Origin of the sequence: Clostridium sp. J1101437_171009_A5 (assembly GCF_015547905.1) — a bacterium.
GTDB classification, from domain to species: Bacteria; Bacillota; Clostridia; order Oscillospirales; family Oscillospiraceae; genus Pseudoflavonifractor_A; species Pseudoflavonifractor_A gallinarum.
Window position 1 is genome coordinate 1 of sequence record NZ_JADMVY010000016.1, and the last position, 20408, is coordinate 20408.

The window sequence follows — 20408 nt, forward strand, 5'->3', positions numbered from 1 at the left end:
CTGAAACGGCTGGAAGAACAGGAACAGAAATATTCTGCTGAACTGGACGCTGCCTTGAACGAGTATGCCGGGCTTCGAGAGCAGGCGCAGGGCTTTGATCCGGTGCAACTGTATGAAGCAAGACAGGCAATCCGCCCCAGCAAGGAGCAGGAAGCGGAGAACCGGGCGCAGGAGGTTTACGGCGAAAAGTACAGCCCACTTTTGATGTTTGACAGCAAAAAGGCGGTTTCCCGTATGCTACATGAAGATATAGAGCGACAGGCAGTACGGAGAATAGTGCGGCAGTCGCAAAAGGAACAACAAGTCTCCAACAAGATGCAATATAAAGCTCAAGAGCGCTAAGGTATACCGGTTCGCCATGCTCTCCATCTTGGTACTGTATATGAAAACTTTCTCGTACTCGATCTCCTCTTGCTCCGCAGCCTCCGATATGCGGTTGCTTACGCCTTCAAAATAGGCGTCATCCTACTTTCTTGCAGACCATGATAGTGCCTGTTCAACGGCAGGGAGATACTGGTCACCGGTTAGAATTTTTTCGGCAAGTAAGCTCTGGTCGTATTTTGTCGAAACTTCTCCTGTTTCACGGCGGCCCCTTCCTAAAGCCGCCGTATCAACGTATAGAGGCGTCACTCCTTTGTCGAAGGTATAAGGAACGGCGGCCTTGATTTTATCAAGGCCGCCGCAAGTGAATTATTGAGGAGATGGTAATTGCCTGTTGAACGACGGCTTTTTTACCGTTATTCAACAGTTATCTTTTAGGCTATTTTATATCCTCGCATTGATAACATGATCGCATAATTACTCATGCAATTCATTAAAGGCACAAAAGAAGTCTTATTGAAAAGCCAATGCTAAAAAAGCAGAGCCGATGACTATGAGGTTCTTCTCATGCTCATCGGCTCTGCGTCTTTGCGTCTGGCTCTTTGATGACAACCATATTCATTTGTTTTACATTAATTAAGGTTTCTTGCTTACATTTCGGACAATAGAGTGGGAAATTTTGAAGTACCGTATCATTGCGAACTTGTATACGTGTTTTGCCCTTACATAGTGGACAAAGAAGCCATTCGTAGGCCATAACAACTCTCCTTGTTCTACTACTACCATACCTGCCATCGCATTACAAATGCATAAAAGTATAAGGTATACAGGATTCCACTTATGATAGATATTGGTATGTTAATCGTTGCTTTTTTACTTACGAGTGATACCGCAAGCGGAACTGGAATTAGTGTAATCAAATACCTTGGGGCACTTAATAACCATGTCGCACCAATAGCGATTAAAAAGTATGATATGTACCATGCTGTATAGCTGGGACGCATTAACCTAACCGCAAAAATCATTATTATCAAACTACTAAAAATAGCAATGAGATTAGGCAACCAAAGCCCTAATAGGTTCGTGCTATTTGATGAGTAAGAATTAATTGCCTCTTCTAACTGGTAGCAAGCTGTGTTAAAGAACCATCCAAGTTGTTGGTTCCAGTGCATTTTCTGGTATTCTAAAAACTTAAATGGATTTCCAGCAACAAAATAGTTTATAAGGCAATACGCTCCAAAGCCCAGAAAAACCAAAAGTGATTCCAAAAACTTTTCTATGAAATGCCGTATAGGGATTTTTTCTTTTGGCGTATTTTTGAACTCAGCGACAAGTTCAAAAAATAGCGGGACAAATAGTGTCAGTCCAAGAGATCGGGTAAATGCCGCAAGGGCACCAAACAAACAACCAAGCAACCACCTCTTTGTTCTTGCAAAATAGAGGCAGGATGCACACAGCAGCAAAAACAAACTTTCACTCATAGGCGCTGTGAAGAAAAATGCACCAGGAAGTAGACAGAAATACTTGATAGTACGGATAGCAGTTTGGTGGTCAAAATCCAAAAGAAGCAACCGATAAATTACACAGCCAGCGCCAGCAAAAGAAAGCAGCGAAACAAGCAGCCCAGAATATAGATAGTTGTGTAGAATACAATTGACCAAGCGTACCACAATTGGGTAGCCAGGAAGAAATACGAGTTGGACAAGGCGATCCACATCACCTTCAGATAGGTACCAGTCACGAGCGATTGCAAGGTAGTGGTAACTATCAGTACAAGTCCAAAACTCAAGACTATCGACAAATGTTTCTTGATAGCCTATTATGCGTCTGAGTAAAAACGCTGCTACTATGACACTGAGGTTAACTAAAATCAATGAGAAAAAGATTTTTAGCTCGATATTTTTATATGCCATTTTATGGGTAGGCACTTGTTCAACTTTAGTGATTCTAAGAACAGAGCGCCTTCGCCAAAAAAACATCCATTCTGGGACAAAGCGCAGGCAAACTATTGCAAACAATACTGCACTCAAAAGTGCGGAGCAAAAGCCTGGAATACTCACAACTTTACTACTGCACCATACAAGGAACGCACCAATGAGTACGGCTAATCCACCAAGGGAGATCAAAAGTTCGAGTTTATCCTGAGTACTTCTTTTCATTTTCTGTTGGTCATGCAGAAGCATACTCGGTTTTTGAGTACACCTACATTCTCCTTTCTAAAGTTTAGATCACCCGATGTTTATTTCAGAACTGCTAATACTGATTTTTCCAGCTGATACATTTAAGATGAAAAAATTGTATTCTCCGTCCTCTGGAATTGTAATGGGCAACGTTGTTGATCCAATAAAGATACGCGGATTTGATACAATAGTATAGTTTCCATCTTTTTGGTACCCAAGGTACACACTCCATCCGTCCTCGGCGTTTTCGACAGGGACAACATCTAAAGTAATCATCACCGTTTGCCCCGATTTGAGAGACCACGTTCCCCCATTGTTTGTATAAGTAGCCATGTGAGCATTTGATTCTTCATGTGGGCCTGAAATGCCATTTATACAATTCACGGTTTCACCATAAAAATTTGTGTTATCAATCCTTGTATCTGTGTAGTTGGAGTTGATGGAATCATTTATGGAACGAGATATTACTTTGCCATCTGTAGTAAGCAGTTCCGTACTATAAGGTTCGGCATAATTAGTTTGTAAAGGGGCTTCACACGCAAATGCTACAAATATGTTTGTGAAGCAAACGAGTAGTAGAGCTGCCATAGCAACGGATAGACAAGAAGCTTTTTTATATTTCATGATTGAAATAATTCTTTCCTCGGCAGAATTCGTGCTAAAGTAACTCCTAATGGGAGAATATGCATTGCGTGCTTCAGCAATTTCAATCAGTGCGTAAGCATATTCTTTTTTCGTCGTTTTATTTGCACCAAAATGTTTTAAGACCTCTTCATCGCAGGTCATCTCCAAGTCCCGGTTCAGTAATATTGACATAACCCACACCAATGGATTGAACCAATGCACACAAACGGCACATAATATAAAGACTTTGCGAAGCATATCGAAGCGCCGCAAATGGAAATACTCGTGAGTTAAGACATAAGAAATGGACTGCGTGTTATTTATGTCCATTGTTTTAGGAAGGATAATTCGTGGACTAATAATCCCAACTGCAAGCGGAGTAGTAATTCTATCTGATTGTAAAATTCTTAGCGGTCTATACAGAGTGTGCTTTGACTGCCATTCCACTATAGTTGGGGTATTGGTAACAGGTATAGAAAAACGAAGTTCTTGATAATCTTTGAAAATGAAAGCACTAAAAACCACACCAAATACGACCATCCCAGCTATCCAAACTGATATCATAAGCGATGATGATATGGTAGTTTTTGAAGCAATCAGTTGTTCTAATGGTAAAATTCTGAAATCTGCCAGGGCTATATTGATCTCTGCTTGTACACTCGCAGAAGTTTTGCCGACATCTTTTTGCAATTCGTTAAAAAAAGTAAGGATATTCCATTTCGCAGGAAAAGACAATGGAACGAGAAGTTTTATCAGCACGATATCCCATAAAATTAGAAAACTTTTTTTTGGCAACTTATTCATGCCCAAAGCACGAATAAGTACAATGCCTATAATAAGAATTCCTGCTTGGATACTCATTTGTAGTAGTGTCATATCTTAGACCCTCATTCTAAGTCATCTATGAGTTTCTTTAGGCGCTCAATCTCAACATTGGATAATTTTCTGCCGCTCAAATAGGCAGACAAGAACATTTCGGATGAACCATCAAACAGTTTATCGATCAAATTGGTTGTTTCTTGTTGCTGCACTTGCTCTTTACTAATAATAGCGTGACACAAGAAATTGGGTTCGAGACGTTCAATCGCTTCTTTTTCGATAAGTTTTTTAATCACAGTGTATGTCGTATTTCGATTCCACCCTATTTGTTGATTCAAAATTTTTGCAATCTGACCGGCGGTTAAATCACCAAGTTTCCAAAGCGTTTCCATAACTCTTAGCTCTGAATCAAATAGCTTCACAATAATGCACTCCTCTCATGTGACTATTTGAATAGTTACATTTCAATATTACCACCATGCTCACATACTGTCAATGACTATCTCAATAGTCGCTTTCGTGATCTCAGAGAAATAGGCGAGCAATGCCCCGAATAGCCATTCGGCTTCCGGCGCTGCTTGTTGAAGGTATCCCTCAAGTCCCCATGAACGCAGAATTTCATTCTGTGGCTGCGTGTCCGTGGGACGCTTTTGAGGCTGTTGCTCCACTTTCGTTTTGCTACAGCCTCTTTGAATCTATCTACAAATCATAATTAGTGGTGAAAACACCCTTGACAAATCTCTTTCCAGAAAAAGCTGCTGACCAAAGTAGCAAAGGAGAAAGGCTACACCAACTTGGTCCATTTCCTGGATGACGGTATTTCCGGTGTCACCATGGACCGCCCTGGTTTTGTGGAGATGATTCGGCAGCTTGAACAGGGACGGGCCGCCGCCGTGTTTGTGAAGGATCTGTCCCGGCTGGGCCGCAACTACATTGAGGTGGGGCGGCTGACCGAGGAGTTTTTCCCGGAGCACGACATCCGCCTGGTGGCGGTCTCGGACAACATCGACACCGCCGAGGGCGAGAACGAACTGGCGCCCATCCGCAACCTGTTCAATGAGTGGTACGCCCGCGACATCAGCAAGAAGCGCCGGATCAGCAACAAGATCAAGGGCAACGCCGGTGAGCCGATGGGGCCGCCGCCCTATGGCTACAAGAAAGACCCCGACGATCCCAAACGGTGGATCGTGGATGAGGAGGCCGCCCAGGTAGTCCGCCGAGTATTCCGAATGACTTTGGATGGTTATGGAACGGAGCAGATCGCCACAATATTCTCCGAGGAGAAAATCCTTACCCCCATCGCCTATTGGCGTGAAAAGGGCGTCAATCGTCCTGGGAAAAGCAAACTCCGCGGACCGTATATGTGGAACAGCTCCACCATCACTCATATTCTCTCTTTACAGGAGTATTGCGGTGATATTCTTAACTTCAAGACCTACTCCAAGTCATACAAGAACAAAAAGCGGCTTGCCAACGACCGGGAAAACTGGGTCATCTTCCAGGATGTCCACGAACCCATCATTGAGCGGGCGGTCTTTGAACAGGTCCAGCAGAAGCGCGGCAAGATCCGCAAGCGCCGCACCCACGAAGGGGAGCGCAATACGTTCTCCGGCCTTCTGGTCTGCGCTGATTGCGGACACAACCTACACTTTCATTTCAATCAGGGCAACCCCGACATCAAGTATTTTAACTGCTCCAACTATAGGGGCAACCGTGGGAGTTGTACTTCCACCCACTATATCCGATTGGATTTTCTGGAACAGGTGGTGCTTGGTGAGATACGGCGTCTGACAAAGTTTGCCAGCCTCTATGAGGACGAATTTCTGAAAGCGGTGATCGGGCACTCTCAGCAAGCAGCGGAGACCGACCGCAAGCTGAAGGAGAAGGAATTGAAAGCCCTGCTTGCCCGTGATGAGGAACTGGATGGCCTGTTCGAGAGGATCTATGAGGACAATGTTTCCGGCAAGCTCTCTGACGACCGTTTCGCCCGTATGTCGAGGCGGTACGAGGAGGAGCAAAAGGAACTGGCGGAGAAAATCAAGGCGCTCCGCGCCGAGATCGACAAGCAGAGCAGCCAGTCCATGACCACGGATATGTTCATCTCCCTGGTCCGCAAATACACCCGCGCCCGCAAGCTGACGCCCCGGATGCTCAACGAGCTCATCGAGAAGATCGAAGTGTTCAATGCCGAGAAGATCGACGGGGTGTGGGAGCAGCGGCTCCGTATCCACTATAACTGCGTAGGGGTCATTGAGATCCCGGAGCTGATCCCGTTGCCCGCCCCGGAGGTGTCCGTAAACACAAGAAAAGGCGTAGTCGTCAACTACGCCCCATCCACCATCGCCGGATGAAAACAAAAGAAAAAGACGAGTGTTCTTACAGCGTTTCAAATGCTATAAGAACACTCGTCATGGTCCGAGTGGCGGGATTCGAACCCACGGCCTCTTGGACCCGAACCAAGCGCGATACCAAGCTTCGCCACACCCGGATAGAATGCTTATTTATTATAATGATATTTGCAGGTATTGTCAAGAGATTTCTTCCCGCTTTTCCAGGAACATGCATTGTATATCCGAGGCGGGGGAAGCAGAGAAATATAGCGGTGAGCATTGTAATAAAGAGGGGAGTGTGATATACTAACTCAATATGGAAAATGATACACAATGAGGTGTTTCAATCATGGAAAATGAGAAAAAAGTGATGCTCTCCGGCATTCAGCCCAGCGGGGATCTGCACCTGGGCAACTATCTGGGCGCCATCAAAAACTGGGGTGCCCGGGCCGATGAGTTTGACTGCTATTATTTTATGGCGGATATGCACACCATCACCGTCCGGCAGACGCCTGCTGATCTGCGTCGGCGTACGCTGGAGCAGTTGGCCCAGTATATCGCCTGTGGACTGGATCCGGAAAAGAATACCCTCTTTATCCAGTCCCATGTACATCAGCATGCTGAGCTGGGCTGGGTCCTCAACTGCTATACCATGTTCGGCGAACTCTCCCGCATGACCCAGTTCAAGGATAAATCCGCCAAGAACGCGGATAACATCAACGGCGGACTCTTTACCTATCCGTCCCTGATGGCGGCAGACATTCTGCTCTACCAGCCGGATTTTGTTCCTGTTGGCGAGGATCAGAAGCAGCATGTGGAGCTCACCCGCAATGTGGCCCAGCGCTTTAACCACATCTACGGCGATGTGTTCAAGATTCCCGAGCCTTACATCCCCAAGGCGGGCGCCCGGGTCATGTCGCTCAATGCGCCTGAGAGCAAGATGAGCAAGTCTATGCCGGAGGGCTGCGTGTTCCTGATGGAAAAGCCGGAGGATATCCAGCGCAAATTCAAGCGGGCTGTCACGGACAGCGATACGGAGCACTGCGTCCGCTATGACCGGGAGCATAAGCCTGGTGTGGCAAACCTCATGCAGATCTACTCCGCCTGCACCGGCAAGAGCTATGAGGAGATCGAGCGGGAGTTTGATGGACAGGGATACGGCGTCTTTAAGCCCGCAGTAGGGGAGGCAGTGGTCGATCTGCTGCGTCCCATCCGGGAGGAGGCCCAGCGTATTCTGGCGGACAAGGCCTATCTGGAGAGCGTCTACCATGCCGGAGCGGAGAAGGCCTCCTACGTGGCCCAGAAGACCCTGCGGAAAGTTTATAAGAAGGTGGGCTTTGTGGCCCGCTGAGGGGCCAGGCCTGTGAAAAGGAGTCAAATCCATGCCAATGTCAATTGAAACCATTGGAGTTGTGGCAGGCGCTCTGATCACCGCATTTCTGGTGGCCCTGATCACGACACCGATCGTAAAGAGTCTGGCCCAGAAATGGGGCGCCGTGGACGTACCCAAGGACGGCCGCCGGATGCACGACCATCCCATTCCGCGCATGGGAGGCCTTGCGATCTTTTTGGGCTTTCTGCTCAGTGTAATCCTGTTTATCCCCTTTGTACAGACGGATGGGCTCGGAATGCAGCTCCAGGGGATGCTGCTGGGCGCGGTCATCATCGTGGTGCTGGGGATTCTGGATGATATCTATGCGCTGCCCGCGCTGCCCAAGCTCATCGTACAGATCGTGGCGGCGGTCATTGCAGTGTGCAGCGGAAATGTCATCGAGACCATCTCCAATCCCAACATTTTCTCCAACGATCTCTATTGGGAACTGGGATGGCTCTCCATTCCAGTCACTGTGATCTGGATTGTGGCGGTGACCAATGCCGTCAATCTGATCGACGGTCTGGATGGACTGGCCTGCGGCGTGTCTACCATCAGCTCCATGACCGTGTTGGTCATTGCCCTGACCGTGGCCGAACCCACCGTGGCGGTTCTTATGGCCTGCCTGGCCGGAGGGTGCATTGGGTTCCTGCCCTACAATACCAACCCGGCCAAGATTTTTATGGGAGATACCGGCTCTACCTTTCTGGGCTATGTGCTGGCAGTGGTATCCATCCAGGGACTGTTCAAGTACTATACCCTGATCTCCTTTGTGGTGCCCTTCCTGATGCTGGGCCTGCCCATCTTTGACACCTGCTTTGCGTTCATCCGGCGCATCGCCCATGGGCAGAGCCCCATGCACGCTGACCGGAGCCATATCCATCACCGGCTGATCGATATGGGCCTGAATCAGAAGCAGGCCGTGGCGGTGCTCTATGTGATCTCCGCCATCTTGGGTCTGTCCGCCGTGGTTCTGACCACCATTGGCTCTCTGAGAGCCATGCTGCTGCTCTTTGCCATGTGCATCGCAGGATCCATGTCCATCATGCTTGTCCTCCGGGGCGGAGAGAAAAAGCCGGGCGGAGAGCCGCCGGCTGCCCCGAAGAAGGAGGACAAGGAGGAGCAGGAGGAGAATAAAAAATGAGCATTCGAGTGATGACAATTTTCGGCACCCGGCCCGAGGCTATCAAGATGGCTCCACTGGTGCAGGAGCTGCAGTCCCGAGAGGGGATCGAGTCCATCTGCTGTGTGACGGCACAGCACCGGGAGATGCTGGATTCTGTCTTGCACATCTTCCACATCCAGCCGGACTATGACCTCAACATCATGGAACCCCGGCAGACCCTGTCCACCATCACCACCAAGTGCCTGCTGGGAATGGAGGAGGTCTTCCAGAAGGCCCGTCCGGATCTGGTGCTGGTCCATGGAGACACCTCCACCACCTTTGCGGGGGCACTGGCCGCCTTTTATCACCAGATCAAGGTGGGCCATGTGGAGGCCGGCCTGCGGACTTGGGACAAATACTCTCCTTTCCCGGAGGAAATGAACCGCAAGCTGGTGGGCGATATCGCCGACCTGCATTTCGCGCCCACCGTGGCCAACCGCGCCAATCTGGAGCGGGAGGATATCAAAGAGGGCGTATTCATCACCGGCAATACCGTCATTGATGCACTGAAGACAACGGTTGTAAAGGATTTCCACTTTAGTACGGATCTCCTGAACCACCTGGACTATGCGGGGAAAAAGGTCATCCTGGTGACCTGCCATCGCCGGGAGAATTACGGGGAGCCCATGGCCCACATCATGACTGCCTTGCGGCGCCTTGCGGAGGACTTCTCCGATGTGGAGCTGGTATACCCGGTCCATCTCTCTCCGGTGGTGCGGGAGGCGGCCGCAAAGTATCTCTCCGGCCATCCCCGGATCCATCTCATCGATCCTCTGGATGTGCAGGAGATGCACAACCTGATGGCCAGAGCCTATCTGGTAATGACCGACTCCGGCGGACTCCAGGAGGAGGCGCCCGCACTGGGCCGTCCCGTGCTGGTGCTGCGGAGGGAGACCGAGCGGCCGGAGGCCATCACCGCCGGCACGGTCAAGCTGGCCGGCACAGAGGAGGAGACGGTCTATCAGATGGCCGCCGAGCTTTTGCGCGACCAGAGTGCGTATGCGGCCATGGCCCACGCGGTGAACCCCTATGGAGATGGGTTTGCCTGCCGCCGCATTGTGGACGCCATCGAATGGAAATTTGGCCTGCGCCCGGATCGTCCCGAGGAATTTCAGGCATAAAGAGATGCCCACAGGGGCGGGGACCTGCCGTCCCCGCCCCTGTGGGCATTCTGCGATCGAGAGGAAAAGGAGTGCTCCATGGAAGGGAAAAGTCGCAATATCCTGGTGATCCTCATCATACTGGTCATTGCGGTGGCGGTGTTCTCCAGCTTCGGCATGGATCTGTTCACGCCGGCCTCGCCGCCCATCACCCTCCCGCCAGTGGAGGAGAGCCAGCCCGGCGGAGAAACACCGGAAGATGATCCGAATGAGAGCCAGATTTTGGTGTCCGTTACCCCGGAGACGGTACAGAATGTGATCGCTACCCTGGCCAGGCCCAGCAGCTATTACTGTCAAGTGACCGTGGAATATTCAGAAAGCGAGGGCAAGCTGACCGCAGAACAGTGGGTGGATGGCGGATGGAGCAAGACGGATACCACGCTTCCCTCCGGAACGGTACGCCACAGCATCGTGGGGGAGGAGTGGGTCTACTACTGGTATGGAAACGGCCGCACCTGGACCAGTGCTCCGGCAGACACATACTCAGCCGATCTGGAGGGACCGCATATCCCCACCTATGAAGATGTTCTGGCAGAGGAGCCAGCCTGCATTACCGCGGCGGATTATGTCGAAAAAAACGGTATGGCCTGCATCTATGTGGCGGTGGAGGACCCGGAGCTGGGCAGCGTGTCCCACTACTGGATCTCGGTAGAGAGCGGACTGTTGGCCGCCGCGGAGCAGATCAAGGCGGACAAGGTGGTCCTCTCCATGAACGCTACGGCGGCGGAGCGCCCGGTAACACCGGGACAGGAGTTTTCGCTTCCCGACGGAACGGTGCTGCATACGGTGCAGAGCGCTGCCTGAGCAGGATGGCCTACTCCAATCCCAGCAGAAGGAGCAGCCCCAAGGTAATCATCAGCTCGATGTCGTCTCCCTCCAAAAAGAGAAAGAGCAAGATCAGCAGCAGGAGGATATCGCCGGAATCCAGCTTATCCAGCTTGAGATACTTCAGAATGCCGGACAGCCCCTTGGAATGCCCGGAGTGGGAAGGAGCGGTACTCTCTTTCACCGGGGGATCTAGCTGGGGAGAGGGGGAGGATACCGGCTGGGGAGAAACCCGGTCATCCTCCAGAATACGGGTATATGTAGTTCCGGAGGGAATGTAGCGGTTATAGAGCGCCATCGTCCGATCCCTCCTTTTGGAAAAGCAGGAAAGCGACCCGGATCAGGCGGGAGAGCTTTGCAATCTGGACGGCCTGATCCAGCTTAGCCAGGCGCTCTTCCTTTAAAAATGGTTTGAGTGCATTGAGAAGAGCCACTTTCCGGTCGTCGGTGGAGCGGTATTCGGAAAAGAGCCGCAGGGCTTTTTGGACCAGGGCGGGGTCCAGATCCCCCAGAAGTGAGAGCGGATTGCTCTCTCCGCCGCCTCCGTTGAGGTTACCCAGGAGCCCCAGCAGAGCGGACCAGTCCGGAGCAGAATCCGTTCCACCGCTGGAAGAAGGAGCGGCGGAGAGGGGCTCTACGGGTTCAAAAACCGGCTCCTCCGATGCTGCGGAGGGAGAGGGGGGCTCTTCTTCTCCGGGAGATGCGGTGCCGTCTCCGGTCAACGCCTTGGCGATAGAGACGATTTGTCCCATGGCCTCCGGATCGCCCAGAATGGCGTGCAGTTTGTCTTCGAATTCTGCCATGCGGCGCTCCTTTCCGGCCAGAGGAAGGCCTGCTTCTTATTTCTTGGGGGCGGCTTTTTGGATGCGCTCCACCACGGCAGCGCCCTCCTGGCTCTGCATGACGGAATTCATGAGTCCCATCAGTGCGGAGGGGTCTCCCTTGGCTGCGGAGGCGGCGGCCTGCTGCAGCCCGGAACCGGCACGCTGTTCCAGCATGGACATCAGTTTCTGGGTGTCCGGTGAGTGCAGCAGGGCGGCCAGCACTTCCTTGTGTTGGAGCAGGCCGGCAGCGGCAGGATTTTTCATCAGGTCGTCCAGATTGGACTGGGGCAGTTTGGTCATGGCGCGTCCCTCCATTATTCCAGGATATGAGATATATCCTTATAACATGTGCTGCGGCGCCCGGGCTGGGGCCGCATCCACTCTCAGTATATGTGATGGAACAGAGAAGGTGCGTATATGAAAATTTTGGTGTTTTCCGACTCCCACGGCAATGTTCCGAATATGGAACAGGCGGTGCGCAGCGACCGGCCGGACTACATCCTCCATCTGGGGGATGTCAATTCAGACGCCAGAGCCCTGGGAAAGCTCTTTCCCTCCATTCCCATGGAATGCGTGTGCGGGAACTGTGACGGAAGGAGACCGGATTTGGACGAGGAGAAGGTGCTGGAGCTGGAGGGACGGCGCATTCTGATGATGCACGGCCATACCCGGGGTGTCAAGGTGGGAATGAGCCGGGCCGTCTGGGCGGCACGGGAAGCGCAGGCCCACATCTTGCTGTTTGGGCATACCCATGAGGCATTTTGCGAGTATCAGCATGGACTGTGGATTTTGAATCCAGGTACCATTCGCGGCGGATGGGGAGGAGCCACGTACGGGGTCATTTCGCTGGAGGGAGCCAACACCGTGTGCTATCTGCTCAAGGCCGACCCGGTACCTGGGAGATAGAGAAAGACTGACGAATATTGGAATAGAAGAGGATATTTTCCTGCCAAAAATCAAAAAGAAAAGAAGCCGCAGGAGAAAAATAAGAATTTTGTGAAAAAGATAACATAAACTCTTGTCAATAAAATCAGAGGATGATATTATAAGTTAAACCAGTCTTTCAAAGTTAAAACCAAAGGTGTGATTGTGTTGAGTAAGAAGCAGGCATTGACTGAATTCCACCGTGGTTCCATTCTGGCTGCGGCCGAGCGGCTCTTTGCAGAAAAGGGAACCGAAAAGACCACTATGGATGACATTGCCCGTGAGTCGGAATACAGCAAGGCGACGCTGTATGTGTACTTCCAGAGCAAAGAGGAGATCGTGAATGCCATTCTTCTGAGCAGCATGGTGCTGCTCCAGAAAAAGATCCAGGAAGCGATCCGCGGGAATGCCAATTGGTTCCACGCCTACGATGCGATCTGTGACGCCATCATCCGCTTTTACGGAGAAAATCCGGCGGCCTATGAGGTGGTGGGCAGCGACGGCGTGGTGGACCTGAACAGCACCAAGCTGGATCAGGGCCTGAAGGATATTCTCCAGGTGGGGGATGCCACCAACCAGCTGCTGGCGGATTTCCTGCGCCGGGGTGCCGCCGAGGGCGTCGTGCGCATCGAGCTTCCGCCCGATGAGACGGTGCTGCTCTTCTGGGCGACTCTCTCTGGTATGGTGCAGATGGCGGACAGCAAGAGCCACTATCTGGAGCGCTCCCTGAAGATCGACCGGGATGTCTTCCTGCGTCACGGTGCGCGGATGCTGCTGGACGCCATTACCAAGGGACGTACGGTGGAATAACAGAACATCAAAAAGATCAAAAAGGCCTGTTCTCCTTTTATATAGGAGAACAGGCCTTTTTCTTTTAATCCAGGGGACGGATAAAGAAGTTGCCGATCACTTCGTCGGAGTTCAGGACATTGACAAAGGTGCCGGGCATATTCTGGCTGATGTAGCGGCTGATCTTCCGGATGTCATTGTCGGAGAGGACCGTATACACCACATACCGGTGCTTTTTGGTGTAGGCGCCGTCTCCGGGCCAGACGGTAGCGCTGTGGTTGGTGATCTCGATCAGAGCCTTGGAGAGCTGCTCAGGGTCCTCTGTGATGATGAAGAGGGTCTTTTTCTTGTAGCGCTTGTAAAATGTGTTGATGACCTGTGTGTAGCAGAACTGATAGATGATCGAGTAAAGCGCCTTGTCCATACCAAACTGCCAGCCATAGATCAAGATGACCGTGGCGCTGAACAGGAGCATATAGGTAAAGGAGTTGCTCGTCTGGAACTTGGCAGCCAGGGACATGGCGATAAAGTCGGTTCCGCCGCTGCTGGCGCCGCTGTTCAGGATGAGGACAATGCCGATGGCGCCGAAGATCGCACCGAACACGGCAATGAGAAGGGGATCATCCACGATCTCGTACTTGGGCAGCAGATCGACCAGAATGGACGAGAGGAAGATACTGAAACAGGAGAGAATGGTAAAGCGTTTGCCCACCAGTCGGAACGCGATCAGAGCGGGTACCAGATTGAATCCGATGTTGAGGACGGAGAAGGGGATCTCGATATTCAAGTACTTCTGGAAAAGCCCTTGAATCAGGATGGAGAGTCCGGAAAAACCACCCGGAACCAAATCCCCCGCGGCAATAAAGGTGTTCATGTTTAGTGCGAATATGATACTTCCGGCAAGCAGAAGCGCGCTGTTGAGCAGAGTCTTTCCAAATGATTTCTTATCTGGATTCACAGGAAACATCACCGATCCTTTCATTGAGCCTATCAGCATTATAGCAGATATAGAGGTGTTGTGAAATAGAATCTGCCGCGAACTTCAATCCAACAGAAGACGGCGGCAGGGGAATAGAAAAAGTCCTGAGAACAAAAAGTTCTCAGGACTTTTGGCGGAGAGAGAGGGATTCGAACCCTCGAGACGCTATTAACGCCTACACGATTTCCAATCGTGCGCCTTCGACCAGCTCAGCCATCTCTCCAAGCCGCTCTACGCGTCGTTGCCTCAGCAACATGGACTATTATACCATGGAATTTGAAAACGTCAAGAGGAAATTTCAAAAAAATCAAAAATTTTTTCAACAGGCAAAAACGAGCTTGAAAACAGCGTCCCAAGGCCCCCAAAAAGGGGGGATCAGAAGGGCTGTTGTGGGGGGAGAGGGGAGGGGGTGAGAAAAAGCCTCTGATCTCCAGGATGGAAAAGTAACAGTCTGTAACAGAATTCTGTCGAGCGGAACGTACTCTGTGATTACGGATGGAAAATGGGAGATGAGCAAAACCATTGCGCTGCAAGGGATTTGAGGATGTGACAAAAATTCCCCTTGCAATCTCCGGAGAAATAAGTTACAATGTGGTTACAATCTAATGAAAAAGAGGTAACAGATTGTAAACAGAAAGTAACAGGAGGTATCCTCATCATGCAAAAGCGAGTGTCCTGCCTGGCGCTCGGTCTGGCCTTGTTCCTGACCTTGAGTGCCCATGCGGCCGCCGCCGAGCGCAGCGCCAATGTCGTGGTGGACGGCAAGACTTTGGAGCCCACCGTAGCGACCGAGGTCGTAAATCAGAATACCTATGTGTCCTATTTTCCGGTGGTCCACGCCATGTATCCGGATGCAACTGCGTCCTGGGAAAATGGGCAGTCGGTAACCCGGGCGAGTGGTTTGACCCTCAGCGTGTGTCCCGGTGCCAAGTATATCGTAGCCAATGGCCGCTACCTGTACGTGCCGGACGGAGTGCGCAACAGCAATGGGAACATGATGGTTCCTGCCCGTGTCCTGGCTCAGGCGCTGGGCGGCAAGGCCTGGTGGGATGAGAACACCCAGAGTGTGAAATTCCAGTCCGGGACCGGACCGATCCAGTCGGGGGACACATTTTATAACGGCGATGATCTCTACTGGCTCTCCCGTATCATCTACGCAGAGAGCGGCAATCAGTCCCTGGAAGGGAAGATCGCGGTAGGAAATGTGATCTTGAATCGGGTGGCGGACAGCCGATTCCCGAACACCGTAAAAGGGGTCATCTTCCAGAAGAATCAGTTCACCCCGGTGAGCAATGGCAGTATCTACCGCACGCCCAGTAATGAGAGCATTGCTGCCGCCAAGCTCTGTTTGGAGGGAACCAATACCGCAGGGAACAGCCTTTACTTTGTAAATCCCCGCGTCTCTCCCAATAGCTGGGCCAGCCGGAACCGTCCCCGTGTGGCGACCATCGGCGCCCACGCGTTCTTTGCCTAAGAGCACAAGAAGTAACATCCCTGTCGTCTGCAAGTTGCGGACGGCAGGGAATTTTTTCTTTCTGAGAAAAATTTTATTTTATTGGTTGACAAAATGCACTTGTTGTGATAATATAATTTACGCGCTGTGGTGAGTCGGACGTGGAGAGATGTCCGAGTGGTTTAAGGAGCCGGTCTTGAAAACCGGTGACTCGCAAGAGCCGTGGGTTCGAATCCCACTCTCTCCGCCACTTTTATCATGAGCAGTGTACTTGACAGGTTGTCAATCGGCATGCAGAAGTACCCAAGTGGCCGAAGGGGCTCCCCTGCTAAGGGAGTAGTGTGGGAAACCGCAGCGAGGGTTCAAATCCCTCCTTCTGCGCCATAAAGCCACACCAATCTGGATATTTTAAGCGGAATGCTTAGAGTATCAGAGGGTGTGGCTTTTTTATTTCCCTGAAATTTGTGTTCTGAAAAAAAGATATTTTCGAGGCTTGTGGAGCCACAGAAGGACATTGAACCCCGGATCGCTCCATAAGATACCGGTTACCCCTCCCCTGCGCCCTTTTTCAGCCCTGAAGGCCGCCAAATGGAGGAAAAAATATATACAAAAAGTAGAGCGTCGGTTTGTTGGTTTCGCAACCATCAGACCGGCGCTTTTTTGCTGCACAGGAAGTTCAAAAAGGGCGCACACCTTTGCGTCTGCTTTGCTGAATAGATTTTTGTAGAGAAGATGGTATGGTGAAATTCCCGGGCAGGGGCGCAGAACGGTGATCGAAAAAGGGCGCTGAGCCCCCAAAGGAGGAATACGAACATGCCCCCCAAAACCTATTTCGAGGAACTGTCCTACGCCCTGCGGCGGCGGGAGCTACTGCCCCGGCCGCTGGAGGAGGACGGCCTGCTCCCGGTGGAGTGGAACGGACGCATCCTGTGCCGGGTCACGGAGAGCGGCGCCGTCCGGTATGACCCCACCTGGGTAGACACCAGCAGGGCAAAGGCCGCCCTGGCTCAGGCCACGGAGGCGGCGGGGACGGTGATGGAGTACATGACGCTTCTGGAGAATGCCCCACCTCTGAAGGCGGATGGCCTGGCGGACGGTTACCGGGTGCTGGCAGAGTTCAACGGCACAGTGCTGGCCGGGACAGAGACGCTGCTGGGGGCCCAGTTCGTCACCTGGGCCCGGGACTATGACCGGAGCGGGGTCAACAACGGCCACTACTACATGGAGGACTATCAGGGCGCCAGGGAGGACTTCGCCCTCCGCTCCGGGCTGGTGGCCAGGGAACGGGTCTTTGACCGGGAGCAGCTGGAGGGGCTGCGCCAGGCGGTGCAGGGCTTCCTCTATGGAGAGGGCCCCGCCTCCTACCAGCAGGAGTTCCAATGCCGGCGCCTCCTGGATCAGATCACAGCCCAGCTGCCGGAAAGAACCCAGGATCAGATGCAGAGCGAAAGTCAGAAGCTTGGACAGTCCATATGAGGGCGGTGCCAAATCAGGCGCCGCTTTTTCTATACAGAAATTGTTGGTATCGCTTGGTTTGCGGCATTTTTTTCGTTACGTATGGTGATAGCTTTATCCCGCAAAAGCGGGTATTGTTGTGGTCAGAAGCCCACCAAAAAATAACGAGGAGGACACACGTATGAAACAGATTGAGAAGCATCCCGCGCCGGAGAAGCTGCTTCAGCAGATAACTGAGGAGGCAATCAATGCCCTGGCGCTGGGCGGGCCGGACAAGATCGGGGATGAGGCTCCCATGGAGGCAGGCGTGAAGCTGATTGCCAAAGCCTGGGAAGTGCCCCGGGAGAGCCTGCAGGCCAGCCTGGAGCTGATTGAAAGAGAACGGCAGCTTCTGCGCAGCGGGAGCAGCGAGGACGCTCTGCCCAACAGCGAACTGCTGAAGCCTTACGACGGCAAGATGATTGCCGAACTGCTCTGGGGCCTGTTTGAGACGACGGCCAGGCTGGAGGATGCCCAAGACCGGGCGGCGATGCACAAGCTGGCCCTTCTCATGGCGGAAAGCCTGAACCTGGACAGTTGGATCGCGGAGTGCGGGCCATCTAAAATCTGAGACGGAAGCATACAGGAGGGGGGCTGTCCTTGGACAGCCCCCCTCACCTTTGCGCCAAAGAAGGATCGTTTACTTCCACTGGAGTGGAAAGGCCGCCCTGTCCCAGGGCGAGGCTAACCGCCGGCGGTAGCGCAACATCTGATATAGAAAGAGGGAGTAAATCTTGAACCGTCCATGTGAGGGCGGCGCCAAATCAGGCGCCGCCTTTTTCTATGCCCAGATTTTATTCCATTTCAGTGCCCGTAAGATTTATGCCCCGGAGCACCCGGCGGAACCGCCGCCCAGGCCAGTATGCACCCGCTCCCCCCTCTGTGTGGGCTGCCCCTACCCTGCCAACGGCTTCCTCTGCTGGGGGAAGGATGGGAAGTGCCTGCGCTCGGAGATGCGGCGGCTCAATGCCACGGACAGGTGGGCAGAGCAAGAAACTAAGGAGGAGATTCACACAGATGAATCCATGTAACAATCGCTTTCCCCTGCGGCCGGCCGCCCGTGAGGAGGCCGGCCTGTTCTACTCAGATGACCAGGCGGACAGAACAGTGGGACTGGACAGGCCGGTGGGCCGGGTTTCCTTTGCCAATGGCGAGCGCATGGAGTTCACAGCCCCACAGGATTACCTCCGGACCATCCGGGAGGAGCTGCCCACAAGGGATGTGACCGGCTTCCGCTTCGAGACCCTGACGGATGACCCGGCGGTGCGCAAGGCGGCGGACGATATGACCTATGACCTGTATGGGGAGGAGAACCCCAGGCCGCTGGAGGATTACGTGCCCCGCCAGGGGCCGGAGATAGGAGGGCAGCAGATGTGACCACACAGAACAGACAGCCGGTGCTGCGCTGTGTCCTGAGCAACGCGGCGCACCCGGAGTATGGCCAGGTGACCATCCCCTTCCCCATCCCCGGCATGGAATATGAGCGCACCCTGGAATGCCTGGCCGCTATGGAGCTGGGAGCCCCCCTGAAACGGGACTGCCGGGTGGACGAGCTGGAGAGCGGCTTCCCCATCCTCAAACGCCTGGAGAAGGTGGGCGCCAATCTGGACGAGCTGGACTACCTGGCCCGGCGGCTGGACAGCTTTGACGACTATGAGGCCGCCCAGTTCCAGGCTATGGCGGTCAGGCTGGGTACGTTTGATATGACGGACTTCATCAATCTTACCTTCTGCTGCCAGCAGGCCACGGTGATCACGGACTTTTCGGATTTGGACGCTGTAGGCCGCCAGCATTACATGACGCTGGAGGGCGGCTGTGCCAGTGAGGAGGAGCTGGAACAGGTGGATGGCAGAGCAGCGGCCTTGAAGTTGATCCTCAACAAGCATGGCACTATCACACCCTATGGCGTGGTTTATGATAACGGTATGGAGCTGGAGAAGTTCTACAAGGAGGGCGGCCCCTTTCCGGACTATCTTGACCGGGAGTTCGTCATACTCCTGGAGGCATCCTACGGCGAGGGGCAGAGCACACTGCTGGTTCTGCCGGACAGCCCGGAAAGGCTGGAACGTCTCCTGTGCCGCACCGGCATCCGGGACAGCCCCCACTTTTGGATAGTAGACAGCACCCTGCCCGGCGAGGTCATCAGCAGCATTCCGGCGGAACGCCTGTCCATCAATGGCCTCAACCGGCTGTGCCAGGCGGTTGAGCGGATTGCACCGGAGGATTTGAAAACTCTGGTACAACTGCTGGCCGACAAGGATCACCCCAGCCAGGGGCCATCCCTGGGCGGGCTATCCATGTGAACCGAGGGGGAGAGAATATACAGAAAAAAGAGTTTATCCGGCAGATCAATGAACTGGTTCCCAGGCCGGACCCCGTCACCACCGAGGCACTGTACCGCTTTGACCGGGAGTGTGCGGAGACGGAGTACATCGATATGCTCACCGCCCTGCGAGTGGTGGCGCGGAATTTCGGTGAGGAAACCCTCCAGGGCGCCTATGAGGTCATCCAGCACCAAAACGCCGCTCTGCCCAGCGAGCTGTTCGCCGCTGCCGTCTACTTTCAGGCCGGGCGCACACCGGCAGAGGTGTCCGGCCTGGCCAAGGAGGGCCGGCTTATGGGCTTCTTTGGCCCGGAGCGGCCGGAGGAGCCCAGCCGGATTGCGACCTGCACCATTGTGGAGTCCGGGCAGGAACAGCGGTTTTACACCATGGACTTTGGGCGCTTCAATCCGCAGCATGCCTTGAAGCGGGCCATCACATACGGCCGGGAAACAGGCATATCCGCCACCCAGGCCATGGCCCGCCTCACCATGGATCAACCGGAGTTTGCCGAAAAGCCCGGCGGGCCCCGCTGTATCCTGGACGGCCTGGGCTCAGAGCTCACCGAGGCGTTGTTCCAGATCTCGTCAGCCTGCCCCGCCGTGGCCGCCCATATCACCTGTAATGCGGATCTGGGTATCACAGAGGTGGCCTATTATCCGCTGTGGCTGGAGCGGAGTCAGAGTCAGGCGCCCATGCAGCCGCAGATGTAAAAAATGCTGGATATTACGGGCACACTGTGGTATGTTGTGTGCTTACCAGAAGAAAGGACGGGAAAGAACTATGAACCATCAGAGGAAACAGAGCATGCACAGGGACTCCGTTGAA

Annotated in this window: 22 protein-coding genes, 4 tRNA genes and 1 pseudogene; 17 read left to right on the top strand and 10 right to left on the bottom strand. The window is 53.0% G+C overall.

Annotated elements, in window-relative coordinates; genetic code table 11:
* Window positions 1–342: pseudogene (locus I2C21_RS15865) on the top strand (MobQ family relaxase); the annotation flags it as partial.
* Window positions 343–892: 550 nt separating this feature from the next.
* Here I2C21_RS15865 and I2C21_RS15870 read toward each other — a convergent pair.
* The 4 genes from I2C21_RS15870 to I2C21_RS15885 are packed head-to-tail and all read right to left on the bottom strand — an operon-like array spanning window position 893 to window position 4366.
* Complete coding sequence (locus tag I2C21_RS15870) at window positions 893–1078, bottom strand: cysteine-rich KTR domain-containing protein (RefSeq protein WP_087235254.1); 186 nt, start codon at window positions 1076–1078, stop codon at window positions 893–895.
* A 22-nt stretch (window positions 1079–1100) separates the two neighbouring features.
* Entirely contained in the window at window positions 1101–2504 is a 1404-nt protein-coding gene (locus tag I2C21_RS15875) for a putative hexosyltransferase (protein ID WP_195279734.1), read from the bottom strand.
* Between the two features lie 45 nt (window positions 2505–2549).
* Window positions 2550–4001, bottom strand: a complete 1452-nt coding sequence (locus I2C21_RS15880) for a M56 family metallopeptidase (protein ID WP_195279735.1) — start codon at window positions 3999–4001, stop codon at window positions 2550–2552.
* An 11-nt stretch (window positions 4002–4012) separates the two neighbouring features.
* Window positions 4013–4366, bottom strand: coding sequence for a BlaI/MecI/CopY family transcriptional regulator (locus I2C21_RS15885; RefSeq protein ID WP_353654830.1), 354 nt, complete (start codon window positions 4364–4366; stop codon window positions 4013–4015).
* Between the two features lie 372 nt (window positions 4367–4738).
* Between I2C21_RS15885 and I2C21_RS15890 the strand changes: the two genes are divergently transcribed.
* Window positions 4739–6295: a recombinase family protein gene (locus I2C21_RS15890; protein WP_286167332.1), complete on the top strand. Its 1557-nt coding sequence runs from the start codon at window positions 4739–4741 to the stop codon at window positions 6293–6295.
* A gap of 60 nt (window positions 6296–6355) precedes the next feature.
* Here the strand turns inward: I2C21_RS15890 and I2C21_RS15895 are convergent.
* A tRNA-Pro gene (locus tag I2C21_RS15895) sits at window positions 6356–6432 on the bottom strand.
* A gap of 191 nt (window positions 6433–6623) precedes the next feature.
* Between I2C21_RS15895 and trpS the strand changes: the two genes are divergently transcribed.
* The 4 genes from trpS to I2C21_RS15915 all read left to right on the top strand — a co-directional run bounded on the left by trpS (window position 6624) and on the right by I2C21_RS15915 (window position 10775).
* Window positions 6624–7625 carry a tryptophan--tRNA ligase gene (gene trpS / locus I2C21_RS15900; protein ID WP_101693307.1) on the top strand — a complete coding sequence of 334 codons (1002 nt, stop codon included), beginning with the start codon at window positions 6624–6626 and terminating at the stop codon, window positions 7623–7625.
* 31 nt (window positions 7626–7656) lie between these two features.
* On the top strand, window positions 7657–8790 hold the full coding sequence (locus tag I2C21_RS15905) for an MraY family glycosyltransferase (RefSeq protein WP_101693306.1): 1134 nt from the start codon (window positions 7657–7659) through the stop codon (window positions 8788–8790).
* Window positions 8787–9932 carry a non-hydrolyzing UDP-N-acetylglucosamine 2-epimerase gene (gene wecB / locus I2C21_RS15910; protein WP_186964384.1) on the top strand — a complete coding sequence of 382 codons (1146 nt, stop codon included), beginning with the start codon at window positions 8787–8789 and terminating at the stop codon, window positions 9930–9932. The genes I2C21_RS15905 and wecB overlap by 4 nt, the downstream gene beginning before the upstream one ends.
* Before the next feature lie 78 nt (window positions 9933–10010).
* Window positions 10011–10775: a hypothetical protein gene (locus I2C21_RS15915; protein ID WP_195279736.1), complete on the top strand. Its 765-nt coding sequence runs from the start codon at window positions 10011–10013 to the stop codon at window positions 10773–10775.
* 10 nt (window positions 10776–10785) lie between these two features.
* Here I2C21_RS15915 and I2C21_RS15920 read toward each other — a convergent pair whose 3' ends face one another.
* Genes I2C21_RS15920 through I2C21_RS15930 form a run of 3 tightly spaced genes read right to left on the bottom strand, consistent with a single transcriptional unit; the run spans window position 10786 to window position 11920 of the window.
* A complete protein-coding gene (locus I2C21_RS15920) occupies window positions 10786–11094 on the bottom strand; it encodes a hypothetical protein (RefSeq protein WP_193539264.1) in 309 nt (102 codons plus the stop codon).
* On the bottom strand, window positions 11081–11599 hold the full coding sequence (locus I2C21_RS15925; RefSeq protein WP_195279737.1) for a hypothetical protein: 519 nt from the start codon (window positions 11597–11599) through the stop codon (window positions 11081–11083). The genes I2C21_RS15920 and I2C21_RS15925 overlap by 14 nt, the downstream gene beginning before the upstream one ends.
* A gap of 36 nt (window positions 11600–11635) precedes the next feature.
* Window positions 11636–11920, bottom strand: coding sequence for a hypothetical protein (locus I2C21_RS15930; protein ID WP_195279738.1), 285 nt, complete (start codon window positions 11918–11920; stop codon window positions 11636–11638).
* A 117-nt stretch (window positions 11921–12037) separates the two neighbouring features.
* On the opposite strand from I2C21_RS15930, the gene I2C21_RS15935 reads away from it, so the two are divergent.
* Together I2C21_RS15935 and I2C21_RS15940 are read left to right on the top strand one after the other, a co-directional pair.
* The gene (locus I2C21_RS15935; RefSeq protein ID WP_193539260.1) at window positions 12038–12526 is read left to right on the top strand and encodes a metallophosphoesterase; all 489 of its coding nucleotides are present in this window, start codon (window positions 12038–12040) and stop codon (window positions 12524–12526) included.
* A 186-nt stretch (window positions 12527–12712) separates the two neighbouring features.
* Complete coding sequence (locus I2C21_RS15940; RefSeq protein WP_101693299.1) at window positions 12713–13354, top strand: TetR/AcrR family transcriptional regulator; 642 nt, start codon at window positions 12713–12715, stop codon at window positions 13352–13354.
* Between the two features lie 64 nt (window positions 13355–13418).
* Here the strand turns inward: I2C21_RS15940 and I2C21_RS15945 are convergent, their stop codons facing one another.
* Complete coding sequence (locus I2C21_RS15945) at window positions 13419–14300, bottom strand: YitT family protein (protein ID WP_101693298.1); 882 nt, start codon at window positions 14298–14300, stop codon at window positions 13419–13421.
* 143 nt (window positions 14301–14443) lie between these two features.
* Window positions 14444–14535: transfer RNA gene (locus I2C21_RS15950), tRNA-Ser, on the bottom strand.
* A 435-nt stretch (window positions 14536–14970) separates the two neighbouring features.
* Between I2C21_RS15950 and I2C21_RS15955 the strand changes: the two genes are divergently transcribed.
* The 9 genes from I2C21_RS15955 to I2C21_RS15995 all read left to right on the top strand — a co-directional run bounded on the left by I2C21_RS15955 (window position 14971) and on the right by I2C21_RS15995 (window position 20293).
* Window positions 14971–15786, top strand: coding sequence for a cell wall hydrolase (locus I2C21_RS15955; RefSeq protein WP_101693297.1), 816 nt, complete (start codon window positions 14971–14973; stop codon window positions 15784–15786).
* Between the two features lie 142 nt (window positions 15787–15928).
* Window positions 15929–16015 (top strand) — tRNA-Ser (locus I2C21_RS15960).
* A gap of 43 nt (window positions 16016–16058) precedes the next feature.
* Window positions 16059–16149, top strand: a tRNA-Ser gene (locus I2C21_RS15965).
* 429 nt (window positions 16150–16578) lie between these two features.
* On the top strand, window positions 16579–17241 hold the full coding sequence (locus I2C21_RS15970; protein ID WP_055179047.1) for a hypothetical protein: 663 nt from the start codon (window positions 16579–16581) through the stop codon (window positions 17239–17241).
* 160 nt (window positions 17242–17401) lie between these two features.
* Window positions 17402–17830, top strand: coding sequence for a hypothetical protein (locus I2C21_RS15975; RefSeq protein ID WP_009259888.1), 429 nt, complete (start codon window positions 17402–17404; stop codon window positions 17828–17830).
* A 163-nt stretch (window positions 17831–17993) separates the two neighbouring features.
* On the top strand, window positions 17994–18290 hold the full coding sequence (locus I2C21_RS15980; protein WP_009259887.1) for a hypothetical protein: 297 nt from the start codon (window positions 17994–17996) through the stop codon (window positions 18288–18290).
* On the top strand, window positions 18277–18636 hold the full coding sequence (locus tag I2C21_RS15985) for a hypothetical protein (RefSeq protein WP_009259886.1): 360 nt from the start codon (window positions 18277–18279) through the stop codon (window positions 18634–18636). Before I2C21_RS15980 ends, I2C21_RS15985 begins: the two co-directional genes overlap by 14 nt.
* On the top strand, window positions 18633–19562 hold the full coding sequence (locus I2C21_RS15990; RefSeq protein ID WP_009259885.1) for a hypothetical protein: 930 nt from the start codon (window positions 18633–18635) through the stop codon (window positions 19560–19562). Before I2C21_RS15985 ends, I2C21_RS15990 begins: the two co-directional genes overlap by 4 nt.
* Window positions 19559–20293: a hypothetical protein gene (locus I2C21_RS15995; RefSeq protein WP_009259884.1), complete on the top strand. Its 735-nt coding sequence runs from the start codon at window positions 19559–19561 to the stop codon at window positions 20291–20293. The genes I2C21_RS15990 and I2C21_RS15995 overlap by 4 nt, the downstream gene beginning before the upstream one ends.
* The last annotated feature ends 115 nt before the right edge of the window (window positions 20294–20408 follow it).